Origin of the sequence: Nocardia sputorum (genome assembly GCF_027924405.1) — a bacterium.
Classification (GTDB): Bacteria; Actinomycetota; Actinomycetes; order Mycobacteriales; family Mycobacteriaceae; genus Nocardia; species Nocardia sputorum.
The window spans coordinates 2,795,395-2,812,330 of record NZ_AP026978.1; the positions used below are offsets into that span (position 1 = coordinate 2,795,395).

Below are 16,936 nucleotides of genomic sequence, written 5' to 3' on the forward strand. Positions count from 1 at the left end.
TCCTCACCCCGCGAAGCTGATATCGGTATCGAAACCCCACATGGCGATCGTCATCACCATGTCCGCCGAGGCGATCAGCACCAGGCTCGCGCGGATCGCCCGGCCCGAGGCGATGCCGACCCCTTCCGGCCCGCCGGTCGCGTAGAAACCCTGGTAGGCGTGCACCGCGGTGATCAGGAGCACGAAAACCACGACTTTGATCAGCGAATACACCAGGTCCATCGGGGCGACGACCAGCTGGAAGTAATGCGTGAACGCGCCGGACGCCTGGCCGTGTGCCGCGGTGACGGTGAGGCGGGTCGTGCAGAAGCCGAGCGCCAGCGCGATCAGATACGTGGGCACCACCGTGATCACCGCGGCGATCAACCGGGTGGACACCACATACGGGATCGGGTCGATCGCCTGGGCTTCGAGCGCGTCGATCTCCTCGGAGATGCGCATGGCCCCGATCTCGGCGGTCATCCGGCATCCGGCTTGCGCCGCGAAGCCCACCGCGGCGATCAGCGGGGCCAGTTCCCGCGGGTTCGCCAGGGCCGACATCGCCCCGGCCAGCGGCCCCAAGCCGAGCATGTCCAGTGCGGTGAAGCCGACGATGCCGATCATCGCTCCCGCCACCACACCCATGACGACCAGCACAGGCACCACGCCGCCGCCGACGATCACCGATCGGCCGCCGCCCCAGGCCAGATCGGTGAAGACGGCCACGACCTGCTTGCGGTAGCGGCGCAGTGCGTAACCGGCGCCCAGGCAGGCCGCGGTGGCGAAACGAAGTTGAAAACCCAACTCCTCCAGGGGATCCCACAGCCGTGCGAGACGTCGTGTCCAGCGCAGCCCCCAGGGGCGATACTCCGACGGCCGGGCGGTCCGCAGCCCACTGCGCAACGCCATCACAGGAACTCCAACGGCAGGAACAGCAGCACCACCTGCGTGATGACGAGGTTCACCACCAGGCACGTCAGCAGACCGAGCACGACCGCGGCGTTGACGCAGTCGGCCACGCCCTTCGGCCCGCCCTGCGCCTCCAGTCCGCGCTGGCAGGCGATCACCGCGACCAGATAGCCGAAGACCGCCGCCTTGCCGATACAGATGCCCAGGTCGGTGACGGTGGCGAAACTGCCGAACGACGACCAGTACGAACCCGGTGCGACGCCTTGCCCGAGGGAGGCGACGAGGAAGCCGGCCAGGATGCTCATCAGGATGACGAGCACGGCCAGCATCGGCGCCACCACGGTCATCGCGAGAAGACGCGGGGCGACGAGCCGGCGATGCGGGTCTATTCCCATGGTGCGCAACGCGTCGATCTCTTCTCGGATCGTGCGGGCCCCCAGGTCCGAGGCGATCGCCGACGCGCCGGCGCCGCCGACCAGCAACGCCGCGGCGAGCGGAGCGATCTGCTGCATGACGCCCATGCCGCCGACCGCGCCCGCCATCGAACCGGCGCCGACGTTCTCGGTGATGCTGCCGACCTGGACCGCGATCACCACGCCCATCGGCAGCGAGATCAGGATCGCGGGCAGCAGCGACACCGAGGCGAAGAACCAGGCCTGAACCAGCGCCTCGCGTGCCGGGAAGCGGCGCAGGAACAGATCGGAGACGAGCAACGCGGTGGAGCGGACGCCGAGCCGGACCGTGCGACCGAAATTGCGTGCGTTCGCGGCGGTTCGGCTGCTCAGCGCGACCAGGAGCGGAACCGGCTCCCGGCCTTCGCCGGGGAACCGCTGAGCGGGCGCCGCGTACTCGGACACGTTCTACTCCTCGGCGCGACAACCCATCCCGGCGCGCGAAGCGGTCGGCTGTCGCTCCGTGCGGGAGGGTTGAGCAATTGATAGTTCAACCGGGATAAGACTATCAATCAGGAGGCAGAGGCGGATCTGGATTCAGGAAAACGATCGAAGATTACCTGTCTAGGACTCGTGACGCGGGTATCGTCGCGCACGGAGAAGCCGCACGGTTCAGTGCCGTCGAGTCCGCCGGAATCGCAGCCGTTTCGACCAGAGGGCGATGCCCCGCGCCTGTCGGTGCCGTGCTCTACCGTCCGAGAGATGAGCAACAGAATCGCCGGCTTCAGCTACGAGCGGGTGCCGGTCGGTGACGTCGGTCTGCACGTCGCCATGGCCGGGTCCGGCGCTCCGATCGTGCTGCTGCACGGCTTCCCGCAGACCCATCTCGCCTGGCGCCATGTGGCGACCGACCTCGCGCGGGATCATCTGGTGATCTGCCCGGATCTGCGCGGTTACGGCGACAGCGACAAGCCCGTCGGCGAGCCGGATGGCGACATGTACGCCAAGCGGACGATGGCCGCCGACGTCATCGAGCTCATGCGGTCACTCGGCCATGATCGTTTCGCGCTCGCGGGTCATGATCGAGGCGGATTGGTCGCTTTCCGTGCGGGTCTGGACCACCCGGACTCGATCAGCCATCTCGCGATACTCGACGTGCTGCCGGCAGCGGACATGTGGTCCACACTGCGGGGCACCTCCGGGATCTTCGCCTTCCATCTGTACCTGCTCGCGCAACCGTCCGAGCTGGCCGAGCGCATGATCCTCGCCGACCCCGATCTGTTCTTCGGGCACTTCCTCGACGGCTGGTGCCGGATCCCCGGCGCGATCCCCGCCGACGTCCGCGCCGCGTATCTCGCGGCGTCCCGCGCCCCCGACGCTGTCCGTGCGATCTGCGCCGACTATCGAGCCGGCGCATACCTCGACAATGTCCACGACGAAGCCGACCGTCGTGCGGGTCGGCGGCTGAGCATGCCGGTCGCCGCGCTCTGGCAGGATCCGGGTGAGATCGTCCTTCCGTTCGACCCACGGTCCATCTGGTCCGGCTGGGCGCGCGATCTGCGGGCCGGCACAGTGCGATGCGGTCATTTTCTTCCGGAGGAGATGCCCGGCGTCGTCATCGAAGCCCTCCGCGACCTGATCGACTGACGCGGCGGCGAGAGTCCTCAGGGCAGACGCATCAGCTGCCGGGAGAGACTGAACAGACGGCGGGCGAGTTTCACGACCGGTAGGCCCAGCGGAAGCAGGAGGATCGTCACGCACAGTACCGCGCCGACCAGCCACAGCACGGCCGCCAACACCCCCAGTACCGTGCCGAGCACGGCCGTGAGGATTCCCAGCACCACGCCGAGTAGACCCTGTAGCAATCGCATAACGACCTTCCGGTTTCCATTCTGCGCTTCTTCGGACCGATTCGCATGTACCGATTTCGACCGGCACGGCGCCGCCGAAGGGAACGCCTCCCGGCGCGAGCGCGGTAGCGTCCCTGGCATGAGCCGAGCGATCATGGAGCTGTCGCATCCGATCTCGGACGGCATGCTCACCCAGCCGGGCCTGCCCGCGCCGCGGGTCACTACGGCGGTGGGGCGTGACCAATCGCCGCTGGTCGGCATGACCTACGACATCGCGCGCGTGGATATGGTGGGTCCCACCGGGACCTATATCGACGCACCCTTCCATTTCCACGCCGGGGGAGCCGATGTCGCCGAGCTGCCGGTGGAACGGCTGTTCAACGTGCCGATCGTGATGATCCGCGCCTCGGGCCTGCGCGCGGTCGGGCCGGATGTGCTCGGCGATCCCGCGCGCCTGTGGGGCAAGGCGGTGCTGGTGCACACCGGGTGGTCGGCCAAGTGGGGCTCGCCGGCGTATCGGGAACCCGGGCATCCGTTCCTGATCGGTGAGGTGGCGGATGCCCTGGTGGCGGCGAATGTGGCTCTGGTGGGTATCGACTCGCTGAACATCGACGACACGTCCCTGCCGACGCGGCCGTGTCACCACACGCTGCTAGGCGCCGGAATTCCGATCATCGAGCAGATGACGAATCTGGACGCGGTCCCCGGCGCAGGCGCCAGGCTGGTCGCACTGCCGGCGCCGGTGCGCGGAATGGGTTCGTTCCCGCTGCGCGCCGTGGCGTGGACCGAGCTCGGGGGAGCAGGGCACCGGTAACGGCTTTCCGGACTCAGTATCCGTCCGTGGGAACGTCGTGCGGGATTTCGACTTGATACGGCCGGTGGCGATCACCGCGTTGCCGCGGGAGTTCCTCGCGACGGTCGGCGGATCCTGATCGCGGCCGACCGGACCGTCGAATGTGCTTGTGCCGCGGACGATCTAGGGCCGAAACGGCGGGACCGCGAGATCGTCGCCGAAGATGTCCGGGAGGTCGCGCTCGACGCTGTCCGGGAAACGGGCGGGCCGCTTCTCCAGGAACGCCGTCACGCCTTCCCTGGCGTCGGCGGCGGCGCCGCGGTGGTAGATGCCGCGGGATTCGATGCGGTGGGCGATCATCGGATGCTCGGATCCGAGGTTGCGCCACAGCATCTGCCGGGACAGCGCCACCGAGACGGGTGCGGAATGCTCGGTCACGCGGCGGGCGAGCGCGCTGGCCTCGTCGAGCAGGGTGTCCGCCGGATACAGCGCGGAGAACAATCCGGCGTCGAGCGCTTCGGCCGCGTCCACGAGACGGCCCGAGTACACCCAGTCCAGCGCGGTCTGCATCGGTACCAGCCGGGGCAGGAACCAGCTGGAGCAGGACTCGGGAACGATGCCGCGCCGATTGAAGACGAACCCGATCCGGGCATTGTCCACGGCGAGCCGGAAGTCCGCCGCGAGCGTCATGGTGATGCCTACCCCGACGGCCGGGCCGTTGACGGCGGCGATGATCGGCTTACGGGATTCGAACATGCGCAACACGACTTCGCCCCCGCTGTCGCGGAAGGATTCGGCGGCATCCGGGTCGTCCGCCACGAAGGTCTCCGCGCCCGCCGACAAATCCGCGCCGGCACAGAAGGCGCGCCCGGCGCCCGTGAGGATGACCGCGCGGATCCGATCGTCGCGGTCGCAGGTGTCGAAGGCCTCGATCAGCTCGGCCCCCATCGCTGTGGTGAACGCGTTGAGCCGCGCGGGACGGTCGAGGGTGATGGTGGCGATGGCGTCGGAGACGTCCAGGCGAATATCGGCCATAACGGACAGCTTGCCATCACGCCGAGGTGCCCGCTCTTGCAGGGGGTTCGCGTCGCCCCGGGTGGCCTCCGCGCCATTTCGAAGGAGAATGGCTGTTTACTTAGTGCTCCCTGGGCGGTTAGCCTGTCGCCGTGTCCCGAACGGACACGGCGCCTGGCTCCCCGCACCGGGGTGACAGCGGAAACCGTCGGCCGGCGGCTCGCGCCGCCGTTCGACGACCCGGAGAGAAGGAGTGGGATGGAGATCAGCAACTCGGTCGCCGCGGTGACCGGTGGCGCGTCGGGACTCGGCTTGGCGACCGTGCGGGAGCTGCACGGCAAGGGGGCGAAGGTCGTGATCATCGACCTGCCGTCGTCCTCCGGGGAAGCCGTCGCCAAAGAGTTCGGTGACGGCGTGGTCTTCGCCGCGGCCGACGTCACAAACGAGGAGCAGGTCACGGCGGCCCTCGATGCCGCGCAGGAGCTGGGCGACCTGCGGATCGCGGTGAACTGCGCCGGTATCGGCAACGCCATCAAGACCGTGGGCAAGAACGGGGCGTTCCCGCTGGCGGACTTCACCAAGGTGATCAACGTCAACCTGATCGGCACCTTCAATGTGATCCGGCTGGCCGCCGAACGGATCGCGAAGACCGAACCGGTCGGCGAGGAGCGCGGTGTCATCATCAACACCGCGTCGGTGGCGGCGTTCGACGGCCAGATCGGGCAAGCGGCGTACTCGGCCTCCAAGGGCGGGATCGTGGGCCTGACCTTGCCGGTGGCGCGTGACCTCGCGGCGATCAAAATCCGCGTGGTGACCATCGCGCCGGGTCTGTTCCACACCCCGCTGTTCGCCACGCTACCCGACGAGGCCATCGCCTCCCTGGGCGCGCAGGTGCCGCACCCCTCGCGACTCGGCGATCCCGCCGAATACGCAGCGCTCGCGCGCCACATCGTGGAGAACCCGATGCTGAACGGCGAGACCATCCGTCTCGACGGCGCCATCCGGATGGCCCCGCGCTGACGTAGTCGCGGGCGTTGCCGAGGGTGCGGGTGTCGGGCTGAACCGACACCCGCACGAGCGTTTACGACCGTACCGTCCGGCAGCTCGCACCCGGGGCTGTAATTCGTGGCAGCGACCGGCTGTCCGCGCGCCCCGGCGCTCAGCGGGCTCGTCTCGCGCCGGGCGAGATGCGGATGCCGACGACGGTGATGACCGTGACCACCAAAACCGTCATCAGCTTCATGAGATTCCACGTTTCGGGGTCGTGGAGCGGTTCGACAGCTCGAACGTCTTTTCCCCGCGGGCGATTCGGCGGGGGCGTGGGCGACTGAATCGAAGGGCTCTCGGCTCGCGGCTGTGTCCGCATGGGTATGTCGGCCGGAGCAGGAACGATGCGGACTTCGGGGGGCGGCGGCCCGAGCTGGAGGGGGCTCATAGGCACCGGCGGGGCGGTGGGAAGCAGCAACAAGCAGGTCAGCAAAGCGCTGCCGGAGAAGGCGCTGCCGACGGCGGCGCTGCCCAGACTCGACCCGCTGGACCCGGGACCGATGAGGCCCGGCACGAGGGAGCTGGAGCCGAGGGAGCCGAAGCCGCTGCCCGTCGCGAGCCCGAGCAGCAACAGTGCGCTACCGGTGGCGGCGCTTCCGGAACACGCCAGCTGGACACTGCCCGTGTCGAGTTCCAATGTTTCGGCCGGACTCGCCGTCATGGCGGTCGGCGTGGGTGCGGCGTCTGCCGTCGGCGGTGTGCCGTTGCCGAGTTCGTGATCACCGGTGGCGAGCAGGCCACCGCGTGCACCGCCGGCCCCGGCGCTGCCGGTCGCGACATTGCCCGCACTGCCGGAAGGCAGTCGAATCGGCCCGAGCGCCAGAGATCCACCGCCAGTGGGACTTTCGGAACCGGGTCCGGAGGCGCTGCCGGATGAGAGAAGGTCGGAGCCGAAGCTCGGATCACTGCTCGCGTGGGGGCTCACGGGACCGGCAGCGTCCCCTGAACTTCCGGTCGCCAGGTCGCCGAGTGGCAGCCACGGCGGGGCTTCCGCCGATGCTTCCAGCGGCCGAGCCGCGAATACCATCACGGTCAAGGGCAGCATCGCCGTGGCCAAACCCTTTGCCCATCTCGGAGTTCGAGTTGCGTCTCGGTTGCTTCGCATGTGCAGTCGCCTCGTCGTAGTCGAAACCGGGCCGGAAGGTCACGTGGTGTGCTGATACCGGGACAGAGCGAGTTCGAAGGCTTCCTTCGGGACCACGTTCCCGCCGGAGAACGGCTCGTCGAGGTTGTAGATCGCCCGGATCACCACACCGACGATCGCGCCGAGCAGCGCAGTGGTCACGACGCTGCGCTTGGTGACCTGGACGCCGGAGAGAACCACGCTGAACAGCAGCAGGACGGTGCAGATCCACATGGCCAGGTAGAGGAAGCCGGGAACTCGGTAAGCAGCGTCGAGGGCACGGTCGGCGCGGGCTTGGGCCACCGCGTCGAGACTGGTCAGAGCGCTGGTGCGGAGTTCGTCGACCCCGTCGTCCGCCGGGTTCACCGCGGCCACCGCGTCACGCAGGTCGTCGAGGGTGTCCTGGGTGGATTGACTGAGACGACCGTCATCGGCCATGACCGCCCATTCCTCGGTGAGGACCTGCTCGGTGTACTCGCGGACCAGTCCCTGGATTCTCGCGTGGTCGGGCTCGGGCATGCCGTGCGCGGCCCAGTAGGTATCGATGAGCGCCTTGGCTTCGGCGATGGTGTGATTGCGCGCGTTGTCGTACTGCTGCCAGGCGATCACCACGATGAACGCGACCACCGCCATGAAAATCGTGTTGATCAAATTGAGCACCAGCGCGCCGACGGTGTCGTCGTCGGTGTGCCGCCACGCCTTCGGATGTAGGCGATCCCCGGCCACGAAGACGACCACCGCGACCAGCGCGGTGAGTGCGGGCACGAGAAATTCGAAGGCCATGCGGTACTCCGTTCTGTCTGATGGTTCTCGCGACCGTCGCGCGGGCGAGGCACCGCGGATCTACCGCGCCGACGGGTGGGTGAACCGGCGTACTTCGAGCACCGCAGGGCGCGCGGGTGCCGAAATTGCTTCGAATCGTCGATCGGATCGCGGGGAGACGGATTTCACCGGCGAACAGCCGGGAACGCCTCGACCCGAGCATTTCGATTGTCCTGCGTGGCCCTCACCCCCGAGATCTCTACCGAGACGATCGACGATGACGCTGTCGACAGTCTACGTTTGTTCGGCTCTGATCAGTGGTGCACAGCAAATCGGTACGCGACACACGGCGCCGGTACGAACCGGCCGCCGTCGGATTGTCCTACCCGGCGAACCGTTCCGGACGAGACCGATGGTAGACCGCGAATCCATCTGCGTGTGGCGAAATTTCGCAGATTCGGTGTGACGGTACGGATCCACGCGACCATCCTGCGCTTCTCCATAGCGGGTGGACATCAGGGGGTGCGGGATCGGAGCGCGTCCGTGTACGCTTGCACAGCTACCGATCGGCGTAACGGAGATGCCCTGGGTCGCGTATCCCGCGGCCCGACAACAGAAGAGCCACAGATGACCAGATTCGCGCATTATGTCGGCAGCCTGCCTGCCGAACTGATGACGGGTGATCGTGCCGTCATGCAATGGTTTGCCGACCACAGTGAGGGGCGGCCGGTCACCGCGCTGCCGTGCGACCTCGATCCGGACTGGATCATGGACTACCTGCGCACGCGCAAGCAGCACGCCGACGTCTTCGAGATCGTCCGGGCGGGCGAGTATGCCGACTACGGAGATTTCCCCAGCTACGGCCTGCGGTCCGGGTGCACGCTGGAGCCCCGGCATGTCTCGATGAATCGGGTCGAGCGAATCGGCCGGGTCGTGGAGGCGTTCGAGTCGCTGCGAAGCGATCGCCCGGAGCTGGCCACGACGAAAGTCCAGATCAGCCAACCCAACCCGCTGGATCTGGCGATGTTCGTCTTCGCGGCCGCCGCCGTCTCCGGTGGGCTCCCGGTCTGGCCCGCGGTGCGGCGCTCCGGGCTCGTGGTCGATGCGCTGCGGCAGCTGCCGGTGTTCACCGAAGCGGTGGTCCAGGAGATGGCCGAGATCGTCGAGCGGTACGGCGATCGTGTGGTCTGGCAGCTCGAGTCGCCCATCGCGTTGCTGAGCATGGTCAAAGCCGAGCAGCTGCGGTCGCAGTGGGCACTCGCCCCGCTGGTCGCGCGGCAACTCGCCGGTGTCCTCGGCCGCATGCACGAGATCGGGGCGGAAGCGATCGTCCACCTGTGCTACGGCGATTACCAGCACAAGAGCCTGCTGAGCCCACGCACTCTCGCCCCGGCGGTGAAGCTGCTCGGCCGCACCGCACGATTGCTGCGCGAACAGGGGACTCCACTACCCCCGGTGCATATCCCGTGCGCCTACGGCGCCGAGCCGGCTCCGCAGGACCCACGGTTCTACGCACCATTGCGCAAGCTCGATCCGGACTGGAAAGTGATCGCCGGCGTGGTCTCTCCGGACTCCGGCGAGGACAGCGCTCGCGCGCTCGCTCTGTTCGAGCAAGCGGCCGGACGCGCGGCCTACGGCGTCGCCACCGCCTGCGGGCTCGGCCGATGCACTGTGGACGCCGCGCGGCAAGCGGCCGCGACCACGGTGACCTTGGCCGGAGCCGGTGACGGCCGCGAACAGTGATCTGCCCCGCGATAGCCGACGCCGAATCGCCGTCGGCGGGTTGCCACGATAGCCACGGGCCGAGTACGGTTCCGAGCTGGTTCGCGATGACCGTGCCGTACCGAGTCGACCAGCGCGTTCGCCGGGATGCCGCCGGATGATTCGGCGAATTGCGTTGTCCGCTAGCGGCTCTCGTGGACCGGCCGATGCCGCCTTCGTCAGCGCCACGAACGGAGCGTTGCTATGTTGCTAGCGTAAGCGGGTCGCCCAGCTCTGGACGACAGGTCTTGGAAGGCACGTGCGCCCGCTCACCGATCACGTTCGTCGAATTGCTGTTCCATTACCTGGAGTCACGTTCTTGACCACACCACAGTCCCCGATGGCCGCGCCGCACCCCACTGGAACCGGAGCGTGCCCCGTCCAGCACGGATTCCCGACCGACGCGGATGCCTCGCGCGTGCAGCTGTACACGACGGAGTTCGTCTCCGACCCGCACCGCGCATACCGCGAGATGCGTCGCGAGCACGGCTCGCTGGTTCCGATCGAGCTGGCACCCGGCGTCCCGGCCACCCTGGTGATCGGCTACCAGACCGCGGTGCGCATCCTCAGTGATCCCGACCATTTCCCGGCCGATCCCCGCACGTGGCAGAAGACCATCCCGGAAGACTCGCCCGTCCGGCCGATGATGGAGTGGTATCCGGCCGCGCGGTACAACACCGGGCTCGCCCATGATCGCTATCGGCACGCCTCCGTCGACGCCATCGACGGAATCGATCTGTTCGACGTGCCTGCCATGGTCGAGCAGATCGCGGTCCCGCTGATCAATTCGTTCTGCCAAGCCGGATCCGCCGATCTGGTGAGCCAGTACGCCTTTCCGCTCGTCCTCGAAGTCCTCAACCAGATGGTCGGCTGCCCGGCCGAGATCGGCGAGCGGGTCGCGACCGGTATGGCCGCGCGCTTCGACACGGTGCGGGGGCCCGAGGGCATGAAGATGCTGAAAGAGGCGCTGATGCAGCTCATCCGGCTCAAGCGCCAACAGCCCGGCGAGGACGTCACGTCGCGGCTGGCGCATCACTCGACCGAGCTCGACGACATCGAGATATTCGCCCAGCTCATGAGTTTCTACGGGGCCGGATTCGAGGCGCAGCGCAACCTGATCACGAACGCCCTGCTGCTGATGATCACCGACGACCGGTTCCGCTTCGGCGACGTCCTCGGCCGGAATCTGTCCACCACCGACGCGCTCGACGAGGTCCTGTTCAACGACCCGCCGATGGCGAACTTCTGCACGACATACCCGCGGCAGCCGATCATGGTCGACGGTGTCTGGCTGCCGGCCGACCAGCCGGTCGTCATCAGCCTCGCCGGTTGCAACAACGACCCCCAGATCCGGGGGACCGACGAGCCCGGCGGCAGCCGGATCGGCAACCGCTCCCACCTGGCGTGGAGTGCGGGACCGCACGCCTGCCCAGCCAAATCCGTCGCCTACATGACGGTGCAGAATGCCATCGATCAGCTGCTCGACGCGCTGCCGGAGATCCAGTTGGCCACGCCCAAGAGCGAACTGCAATGGCGGCCCGGCCCGTTCCACCGGGCGCTCGGGGCCTTGCCGGTCGTCTTCCCGAAGTCCGCGCCGGTGCGCATCGTGTAGCGCTGCGGCGAGCCGTCGCTCGTCACCGGAACAGTCCGACGGCGGGGTGCGGGAATAGCGGATGTGCTCGCCCGGGCCCGGGTCCATACTGGTGCTCGGCGAGAAATGCGGCCGGAGTGCGCGGCGGCTCGTGGATGTTCGTCGGCAGGGGCGGGACGGTACGCCAGTGGTAGTCAGCGGAATCGGCGACAACGAGTTGTACAGGCGCGTCCGCGAGGAGGAAACCGCGTCGATACGCTCGGCGGCCGGGAACGCCGTCCGCTTCGCGGCGGCGGTGGCGGCTGTCGTCGTGGTCTGGGCTCGCGGGCCGCAACTGCTGGCGGTATGGGTGCCCGTGGTGGATCTGTCGTCGTGGCGGCAGCTGGTGTTGTTTCCGCTGGCGGTGCTCGGTGTGGGGGCCTTCGCCGCCGGTGCGGAGGCCGTCGGCGACGCATCGCGCGGATTGCGAGCGAGGTCGATCCGGCGGCGCGTGGAGCGCGCTCCCGATCAGATCGCGATGCTGGTGCCGCCACGGGAGACGCACATGGCCACGGTGCAGGCGGTCCGGAGTCATCGATCGGCTGCGGTGCGGCGCCTGCTCTGGGTAGGCGTGCCGGTCGCGCTGTTCGTCGGGGTCCTGGTCGGCGGTGTGTCGGTGGAGGAGCCCGACGGGACGCGGCGTCCCGCGCCGGAATTGGAGCCGGCCGTCCTCGGGTTCGTGACACTGCTTGCCGCCGTGCTGTTGGTGTCGGTCGCCCTGCGGTGGCGGCGGTGGAATGCGAGCCGAACTGTCGAGAAGTGGTCCACGGACCCCGCGTACAGCGCCCGGATCAGTCCGATCGGACCGGATCCGGCCTGGTCTCGCGCAGCGGAGATCCCGGCGCTCACCGTGAAGTTCATTACCCCGCCGCGAGGCGGGGGCGCTCTTCGGCAGGTGTCGCTGCGATCCAACGTCATCGGCGCGAAGCCGGTACAGATCGTCTATCTTCGCCTGTTCGACAATCGGGCGCGCGCCCGCGAGTTCCTGCGCGGCGCGTGGCGAGAATTCGGGTATGTGCACCTATTGCGCAGCGCCGCGTCGGTCAGCCCGGAAGAAGTCCGGAAAATCCGCCAGGACAATACCTTCCGCACCATGTTCGTGGCTTCGCCCCGCATGCTGCGCGAGGAGCTGGCCAAGCACCCGGCCGAGCCGTTCCCGCCAGGGCGCAGGCGGCTGATGGGCGTGACGGATCTAGGGGTGCGGGTCCGCGACCCTGCGGGCAGTTACCCGGTCCGTCCCATTCTCTGCCACGTCAGTTTCTGGCAAGCGGCAGTGGACATGCTGCTGTCCCGCGTCGATTACGTCGTACTGGATCTGGCCGGATACGTCCCGGCCAACGCCGGAACGCGGTTCGAATTGCAACGCGTGATCGACCGCTTCCCCATCACCAAGGTCGTCTTCCTCTGCGACGACAAAAGCGATCGAGCATTCCTGAAAGCGCAGGTGCTGCACCACTGGTCTCGAATGGACAGCCGTTCACCGAATGCCGGTACCACCCCGCGGGTCGCCCGGATCGCCGTGACGGATGGTCATCGGGCCACGACCCGGTATCTCATGGCGGATCTGCAGGTCCGTCATGGATGACGCGCCGCGTCGCGTGGAACACGGATCTTCGGCGCGCGCAATCGCAATTGTGAAGCTGCGCAAATCGTTTCGAGAAGTAGCACCCGACTGCTACCCTTCGGCCATGTCGGTTCGAGGGGGGTGCGCGGCCTGTGCAGCACGCTGACGATTATCCCGGGCTCTTCCAGTCCGCGGACACGGCGGCAATGTACGGCCAGAAATTCTATCTCCGCGCCTATGGGGCCCGGCTCTGGCTGGCTGTGGTGGCAGCGGCATGCGCGGCCTTCACCGTCCGCGTCGGCTCGTCGGGCACCGACATAGCGGCCATCCTGACCGCGATGGCGTTCGTCGGAATCCTGGCCGTCGACGTCGGGGTCTTACGCAGCCGTCCGGGCAAGTCGTGGTACGAAGGCCGCGCGCTCGCCGAGTCGGTGAAGACCTTGACCTGGAAGTACGCCGTCCAGGGTGCGCCGTTCGTCGGCACGCTTTCCCCGGCCGAGGCCGATCGGATGCTGATCGACCGCATACGGCTGTTACGTCAGGACATTTCGGCGCTCGCGCTGCGGCCGACCACCGCCCCGGCGATCAGCGATCGCATGCGGCAGTTGCGTTCCGCCCCGTTCGACGAACGCCGCCGCGTCTACCTGGACGACCGCATCCGGGAACAACAACGGTGGTATGCCACCAAATCCGACTACCATCAGCGCAGATCCCAGATATACGGCACGATGTCGCTCGTTTTCGAGGTCGCGGGTGTCGCCGGGGCGCTGGCAAAGGCGTTCAACGCGGTCAATTTCGACCTGGCAGGCATTTTCGCGGCGGCCGTCGCGGGTCTGGCCGCGTGGTCGTCGGCCCGGCAGCACAGCACCGCGGCCGCCGCCTATGCCGTCGCCTCGAACGAATTGAGCATCGTCGCTGAAGTTCTGGAGCAGAACCACACCGAAGGCGACTGGGCCGTCGCGGTATCCGACGCCGAGGAAGCGATCAGCCGCGAACACACCCTCTGGCGAGCCTCGCACGGCGAATAGCGCCCACTACTGTGACCGGGGCGGCCTTATCGGACATCCGATGATCCGGCGTGGCTGCCGGAGATGACCCGATTCGGCGCTTACGATGATCGGGCTGTGTGACGTGGCGGCGTCGCATGGCGAACGGGGAAGCGGCCCGCCCGGCGTGATTCGTGACGCCGGGCGGGCCGTTGCATTCGGCCAGGCCGACCGGTCGTTTGCTGCGCTCGCGCAGTCCTTCGGCGAGGCAGAGGGTGGGCTCCGGACCGCCGTGTTTGTGGATGGGCGGTGCGGGTAGGCAACGACGAATGGCGTAGGTCAGGAAGGTCGGAGTATGGCATCGAACAATGGGGTCGGTCAGTTGCGCAGCGTCGTGCTGGATTGCCCCGAACCGCGCAAACTCGCCAGGTTCTACCAGGAGCTGCTCGGGGGAGATCTGCTCGAGGACGATGACGAGAACTGGGTGGTGCTGGTCGAGACATCTGGGCGGCGCATCGCATTTCAGACAGCGCCCCAGTACAAGCCGCCGCGTTTCCCCGACCCCGAGGCGTCGCAACAAATGCATTTCGACGTGTTGGTCGACGATATCGAGCGAGCCGAGCCGGCGGCGCTCGCGTTGGGTGCGACGCTGGTGCAAGCCGACACCGATGGAGCGTTCCGCGTCTACGCCGACCCGGTTGGGCACACGTTCTGTCTGGTCTGGCTTCCGGACGAGTGAGGTAGGCGATCGGAGCGCCACCGCTCGGCCCGCCCCGGAAGCGATCGCGCGATACGCGGCGATGGCGATCACCGGCGGCGGGCCGAGCGGCGGCGTGTCCTTCCGATCGGCTCGACGGCTGCTGTTATTCGGGCGGAGCGGGTCGCCGGATGTCGTCGGCTACCGAACCGCCCGCGACGTCGGCGGCCACACCGATCTGCTCCTCGTAGCGGTGCTCGGCGCGCACGGCGTCGCTGTCGCTGCTGATGTCCTCCAGCTTGCGATCGTTCTCGAGCTTCTCGGTGTCCCCGGTCTCTCGGTCCGGATCGATGTCGGGCTCCTCCTCGGCGAGCCGGTCGCCGATCGGTCGAGGATGCGCTTGCTCCCACGGGGTCACGCCGTACTTGGTGACACCGCTCCAGTGCTCCGGCGGGTCCATCCCGGCCTCGAGCGGGTCGGAACGCAGTCGGTCCTCGTCGAGATCCTCGGCGCTGTTCAGGGCCGCCGGATCGGATTCGGTCGAGTCGGGCGCGCCCGTGTCCTGCGGCGGGTCGTAGGTCTCGTTCGGTTCGGTCATCACTGCCTCCTCTCCTGCATCCAGCGACTTCCCGCAACCGTCGTCGGCAAACCCCTGGAAACGCGCGACGCGTCCGCGATCGGCTGTGCGCAGCCTCCGGAGCGCGAGATCCCGGCTGCGTCGCAGTGACCGTCAGCGACGCGTGAATACGCCGAGGTGTTCGGTGTCGTAGTACTCCAGGGTGAGTTCGGTGCCGCGGAAGATCGCCTTGGAGACCGAGCCGTGATTGGCGTTCTCGCCAGGGGGCGTGAAAACGAAAGTATCGCCGTCCCAGTGCTTCAGGGGGAAGGTCATGTTGTTGGGGCCGAGGGTGAGGGTGAGGGAGTTGTCGGTGGCACTGATCGTCGCCGGGCCGTAGTAGGCGTTGTCGTAGGTGCCCGCGTACGCCGCGGGCGGCCGCGCGGGAGCCGGATGACTAGGCGGCTGCTTGCCGGCCAGCGCCCCGGACGGGGCGCCGAGTGGTTCGAACGCCGTGCGATACAGCGAGCGCCAGTCCTGCTGGATCTTCCCGAACTGGACCAGATCGGCGAACTCCGCGTTCAGTGTTTCCGGCACACCGATCGGCGCCGCGTTGGTGAGTGTCACGATGCCGACGTCGGCGGAGGGAATCAGGGTGAACGCGGTACCCGCGCCGAGACCGAACGCCCCCGAATGCCCGAGGACGACCCGGCCGGAGGCGGAATCGCTCACGTTGAAACCGAATCCGTAGAATCCGGCGCGTGCGTCCGGCGTTTTCGGCGGCGCCGAGACGACTTGTGGGGAAATGGCGGGCAGGAGATCCTCCGGTGGCACCAGCACCGAGCCGCCCGCGGAGCCGTCGGCGAGCACCATCGTCATCCACTTGGCCACGTCGGTCACCGAGGAGCTGACGCCTCCCGCCGGAGACTGCGCGTCCGGTTGACGCTGCGGGTTCGCCGGCTCGTACTTCCCGTCGATCAGAACGTGCCCCTCGGCGCGGTTCGCGCGAGACGCGAAGTCGGCGTACCGCGAGCTGGTCGAGGTCATGCCGAGCGGGCTGTAGATCATCTGCGCCGACAACGTCTCCCAATCGGTCCCCGCCGCCGTGGCCACGGCGACAGCGGCCGCGGTCAGCCCGAAATTGGTGTACTCGTAGGAGTCGCGGAAGGCGCCCAGCGGCAGCAGCCGAAGGCGGTCGAGGATCTGCTGACGGTCGTAGCCCAGATCCTCCAGCAGGTCGCCCGCGTGGTCGGGCAGTCCGGAACGGTGTGCGTACAGGTCGCCCACCGTGACATGCTCGGTGACGTAGGGGTCGGCGAGCGTGAAGGACGGCAGCAGCCGACGGACGGGCGTGTCCCATTCGACACCCCCTGCGGCGATCCGCCGCGCGACGACCGTCGCTCCGATCGGCTTGGATACCGACGCCAGCTGGAAGACCGTATCCGGGTCGACCTTCTCCTGGGTGACGACGTTGCGGACACCGAACCCCCTGCTGTAGATCACCTTTCCGCCGTGCACGACGGCGACCGCCATGCCGGGGATGCCGGAGGAGGCGAGCAGGCCGTCCGCGAGCTGGTCCAGTTCGCCCACAGCATCGTCGATCCGGCCCTCCGGTATCGGCACACCGGCGACCTGGTTGGGCATCGCCGCGGAACTCGGAGACGCTCCCGTCTCCGTGGAGCCCGACTCGCCGTCGCCGCACCCGGTCATGGCGAGGATGGCGGCCGCCGCCATGGCCGTGGGAGCGAGCAGTGCCCGGCGCAGTGTGCTCACGGGTCGCCTCCTGGCTTTTGTAGCGACAAAAGACCAGATAAAGGCTAGTCCAGCGGAGATTGCTGTGCGGTCGGTTCAGGGTTTCGCGGCGGGCGCTCAC

At 67.8% G+C, this 16,936-nt stretch carries 16 protein-coding genes; 9 read left to right on the plus strand and 7 right to left on the minus strand.

The features are described 5' to 3' along the window. Positions 1-3: 3 nt before the first annotated feature. A complete protein-coding gene (locus QMG86_RS12845; RefSeq protein ID WP_281879723.1) occupies positions 4-888 on the minus strand; it encodes an ABC transporter permease in 885 nt (294 codons plus the stop codon). Next, positions 888-1,673 (minus strand): MlaE family ABC transporter permease, encoded by a 786-nt coding sequence (locus QMG86_RS12850; protein ID WP_434086203.1) that lies wholly within the window; start codon positions 1,671-1,673, stop codon positions 888-890. The genes QMG86_RS12845 and QMG86_RS12850 overlap by 1 nt, the downstream gene beginning before the upstream one ends. A gap of 369 nt (positions 1,674-2,042) precedes the next feature. Between QMG86_RS12850 and QMG86_RS12855 the strand changes: the two genes are divergently transcribed. Further along, complete coding sequence (locus QMG86_RS12855; protein WP_281879724.1) at positions 2,043-2,927, plus strand: alpha/beta fold hydrolase; 885 nt, start codon at positions 2,043-2,045, stop codon at positions 2,925-2,927. A 17-nt stretch (positions 2,928-2,944) separates the two neighbouring features. On the opposite strand, the gene QMG86_RS12860 is transcribed toward QMG86_RS12855, so the two are convergent. Continuing rightward, positions 2,945-3,151 carry a hypothetical protein gene (locus tag QMG86_RS12860; protein WP_281879725.1) on the minus strand — a complete coding sequence of 69 codons (207 nt, stop codon included), beginning with the start codon at positions 3,149-3,151 and terminating at the stop codon, positions 2,945-2,947. A 118-nt stretch (positions 3,152-3,269) separates the two neighbouring features. Here QMG86_RS12860 and QMG86_RS12865 point away from each other — a divergent pair, with 118 nt between their 5' ends. Further along, positions 3,270-3,944, plus strand: a complete 675-nt coding sequence (locus tag QMG86_RS12865; protein ID WP_281879726.1) for a cyclase family protein — start codon at positions 3,270-3,272, stop codon at positions 3,942-3,944. A gap of 162 nt (positions 3,945-4,106) precedes the next feature. Here QMG86_RS12865 and QMG86_RS12870 read toward each other — a convergent pair whose 3' ends face one another. Then, a complete protein-coding gene (locus QMG86_RS12870; RefSeq protein WP_281879728.1) occupies positions 4,107-4,958 on the minus strand; it encodes a crotonase/enoyl-CoA hydratase family protein in 852 nt (283 codons plus the stop codon). Positions 4,959-5,195: 237 nt separating this feature from the next. Here QMG86_RS12870 and QMG86_RS12875 point away from each other — a divergent pair, with 237 nt between their 5' ends. Next, a complete protein-coding gene (locus QMG86_RS12875) occupies positions 5,196-5,957 on the plus strand; it encodes a 3-hydroxyacyl-CoA dehydrogenase (RefSeq protein WP_281879730.1) in 762 nt (253 codons plus the stop codon). Positions 5,958-6,388: 431 nt separating this feature from the next. Beyond that, the gene (locus QMG86_RS12880; protein ID WP_281879731.1) at positions 6,389-6,703 is read left to right on the plus strand and encodes a hypothetical protein; all 315 of its coding nucleotides are present in this window, start codon (positions 6,389-6,391) and stop codon (positions 6,701-6,703) included. A 425-nt stretch (positions 6,704-7,128) separates the two neighbouring features. Here QMG86_RS12880 and QMG86_RS12885 read toward each other — a convergent pair whose 3' ends face one another. Next, entirely contained in the window at positions 7,129-7,890 is a 762-nt protein-coding gene (locus QMG86_RS12885) for a bestrophin-like domain (RefSeq protein WP_281879732.1), read from the minus strand. 606 nt (positions 7,891-8,496) lie between these two features. Here QMG86_RS12885 and QMG86_RS12890 point away from each other — a divergent pair. From QMG86_RS12890 to QMG86_RS12910, 5 genes are all read left to right on the plus strand, one after another. Further along, entirely contained in the window at positions 8,497-9,612 is a 1,116-nt protein-coding gene (locus QMG86_RS12890; protein ID WP_281879734.1) for a hypothetical protein, read from the plus strand. 358 nt (positions 9,613-9,970) lie between these two features. After that, entirely contained in the window at positions 9,971-11,242 is a 1,272-nt protein-coding gene (locus QMG86_RS12895) for a cytochrome P450 family protein (protein ID WP_281880933.1), read from the plus strand. 166 nt (positions 11,243-11,408) lie between these two features. Beyond that, positions 11,409-12,845, plus strand: a complete 1,437-nt coding sequence (locus QMG86_RS12900; protein ID WP_281879736.1) for a hypothetical protein — start codon at positions 11,409-11,411, stop codon at positions 12,843-12,845. A gap of 185 nt (positions 12,846-13,030) precedes the next feature. Continuing rightward, positions 13,031-13,852: a DUF4231 domain-containing protein gene (locus QMG86_RS12905; RefSeq protein WP_281879737.1), complete on the plus strand. Its 822-nt coding sequence runs from the start codon at positions 13,031-13,033 to the stop codon at positions 13,850-13,852. Between the two features lie 313 nt (positions 13,853-14,165). Beyond that, the gene (locus QMG86_RS12910; protein ID WP_281879739.1) at positions 14,166-14,549 is read left to right on the plus strand and encodes a VOC family protein; all 384 of its coding nucleotides are present in this window, start codon (positions 14,166-14,168) and stop codon (positions 14,547-14,549) included. 124 nt (positions 14,550-14,673) lie between these two features. On the opposite strand, the gene QMG86_RS12915 is transcribed toward QMG86_RS12910, so the two are convergent. Both QMG86_RS12915 and QMG86_RS12920 read right to left on the minus strand, forming a co-directional pair. Beyond that, on the minus strand, positions 14,674-15,105 hold the full coding sequence (locus QMG86_RS12915; RefSeq protein WP_281879740.1) for a hypothetical protein: 432 nt from the start codon (positions 15,103-15,105) through the stop codon (positions 14,674-14,676). Positions 15,106-15,237: 132 nt separating this feature from the next. Further along, on the minus strand, positions 15,238-16,797 hold the full coding sequence (locus QMG86_RS12920) for a serine hydrolase (protein WP_434086204.1): 1,560 nt from the start codon (positions 16,795-16,797) through the stop codon (positions 15,238-15,240). Positions 16,798-16,936 lie beyond the last annotated feature (139 nt).

Excerpts from the sequence above, each read along its gene's own strand:
- QMG86_RS12865 (WP_281879726.1), top strand. The coding sequence starts at position 3,270 with ATGAGCCGAGCGATCATGGAGCTGTCGCATCCGATCTCGGACGGCATG.
- QMG86_RS12905 (WP_281879737.1), top strand. The coding sequence starts at position 13,031 with ATGTACGGCCAGAAATTCTATCTCCGCGCCTATGGGGCCCGGCTCTGG.
- QMG86_RS12895 (WP_281880933.1), top strand. The coding sequence starts at position 9,971 with ATGGCCGCGCCGCACCCCACTGGAACCGGAGCGTGCCCCGTCCAGCAC.
- QMG86_RS12870 (WP_281879728.1), bottom strand. The coding sequence starts at position 4,958 with ATGGCCGATATTCGCCTGGACGTCTCCGACGCCATCGCCACCATCACC.
- QMG86_RS12910 (WP_281879739.1), top strand. The coding sequence starts at position 14,166 with ATGGCATCGAACAATGGGGTCGGTCAGTTGCGCAGCGTCGTGCTGGAT.
- QMG86_RS12875 (WP_281879730.1), top strand. The coding sequence starts at position 5,196 with ATGGAGATCAGCAACTCGGTCGCCGCGGTGACCGGTGGCGCGTCGGGA.
- QMG86_RS12845 (WP_281879723.1), bottom strand. The coding sequence starts at position 888 with ATGGCGTTGCGCAGTGGGCTGCGGACCGCCCGGCCGTCGGAGTATCGC.
- QMG86_RS12920 (WP_434086204.1), bottom strand. The coding sequence starts at position 16,797 with ATGGCGGCGGCCGCCATCCTCGCCATGACCGGGTGCGGCGACGGCGAG.
- QMG86_RS12860 (WP_281879725.1), bottom strand. The coding sequence starts at position 3,151 with ATGCGATTGCTACAGGGTCTACTCGGCGTGGTGCTGGGAATCCTCACG.
- QMG86_RS12885 (WP_281879732.1), bottom strand. The coding sequence starts at position 7,890 with ATGGCCTTCGAATTTCTCGTGCCCGCACTCACCGCGCTGGTCGCGGTG.
- QMG86_RS12915 (WP_281879740.1), bottom strand. The coding sequence starts at position 15,105 with ATGACCGAACCGAACGAGACCTACGACCCGCCGCAGGACACGGGCGCG.
- QMG86_RS12855 (WP_281879724.1), top strand. The coding sequence starts at position 2,043 with ATGAGCAACAGAATCGCCGGCTTCAGCTACGAGCGGGTGCCGGTCGGT.
- QMG86_RS12890 (WP_281879734.1), top strand. The coding sequence starts at position 8,497 with ATGACCAGATTCGCGCATTATGTCGGCAGCCTGCCTGCCGAACTGATG.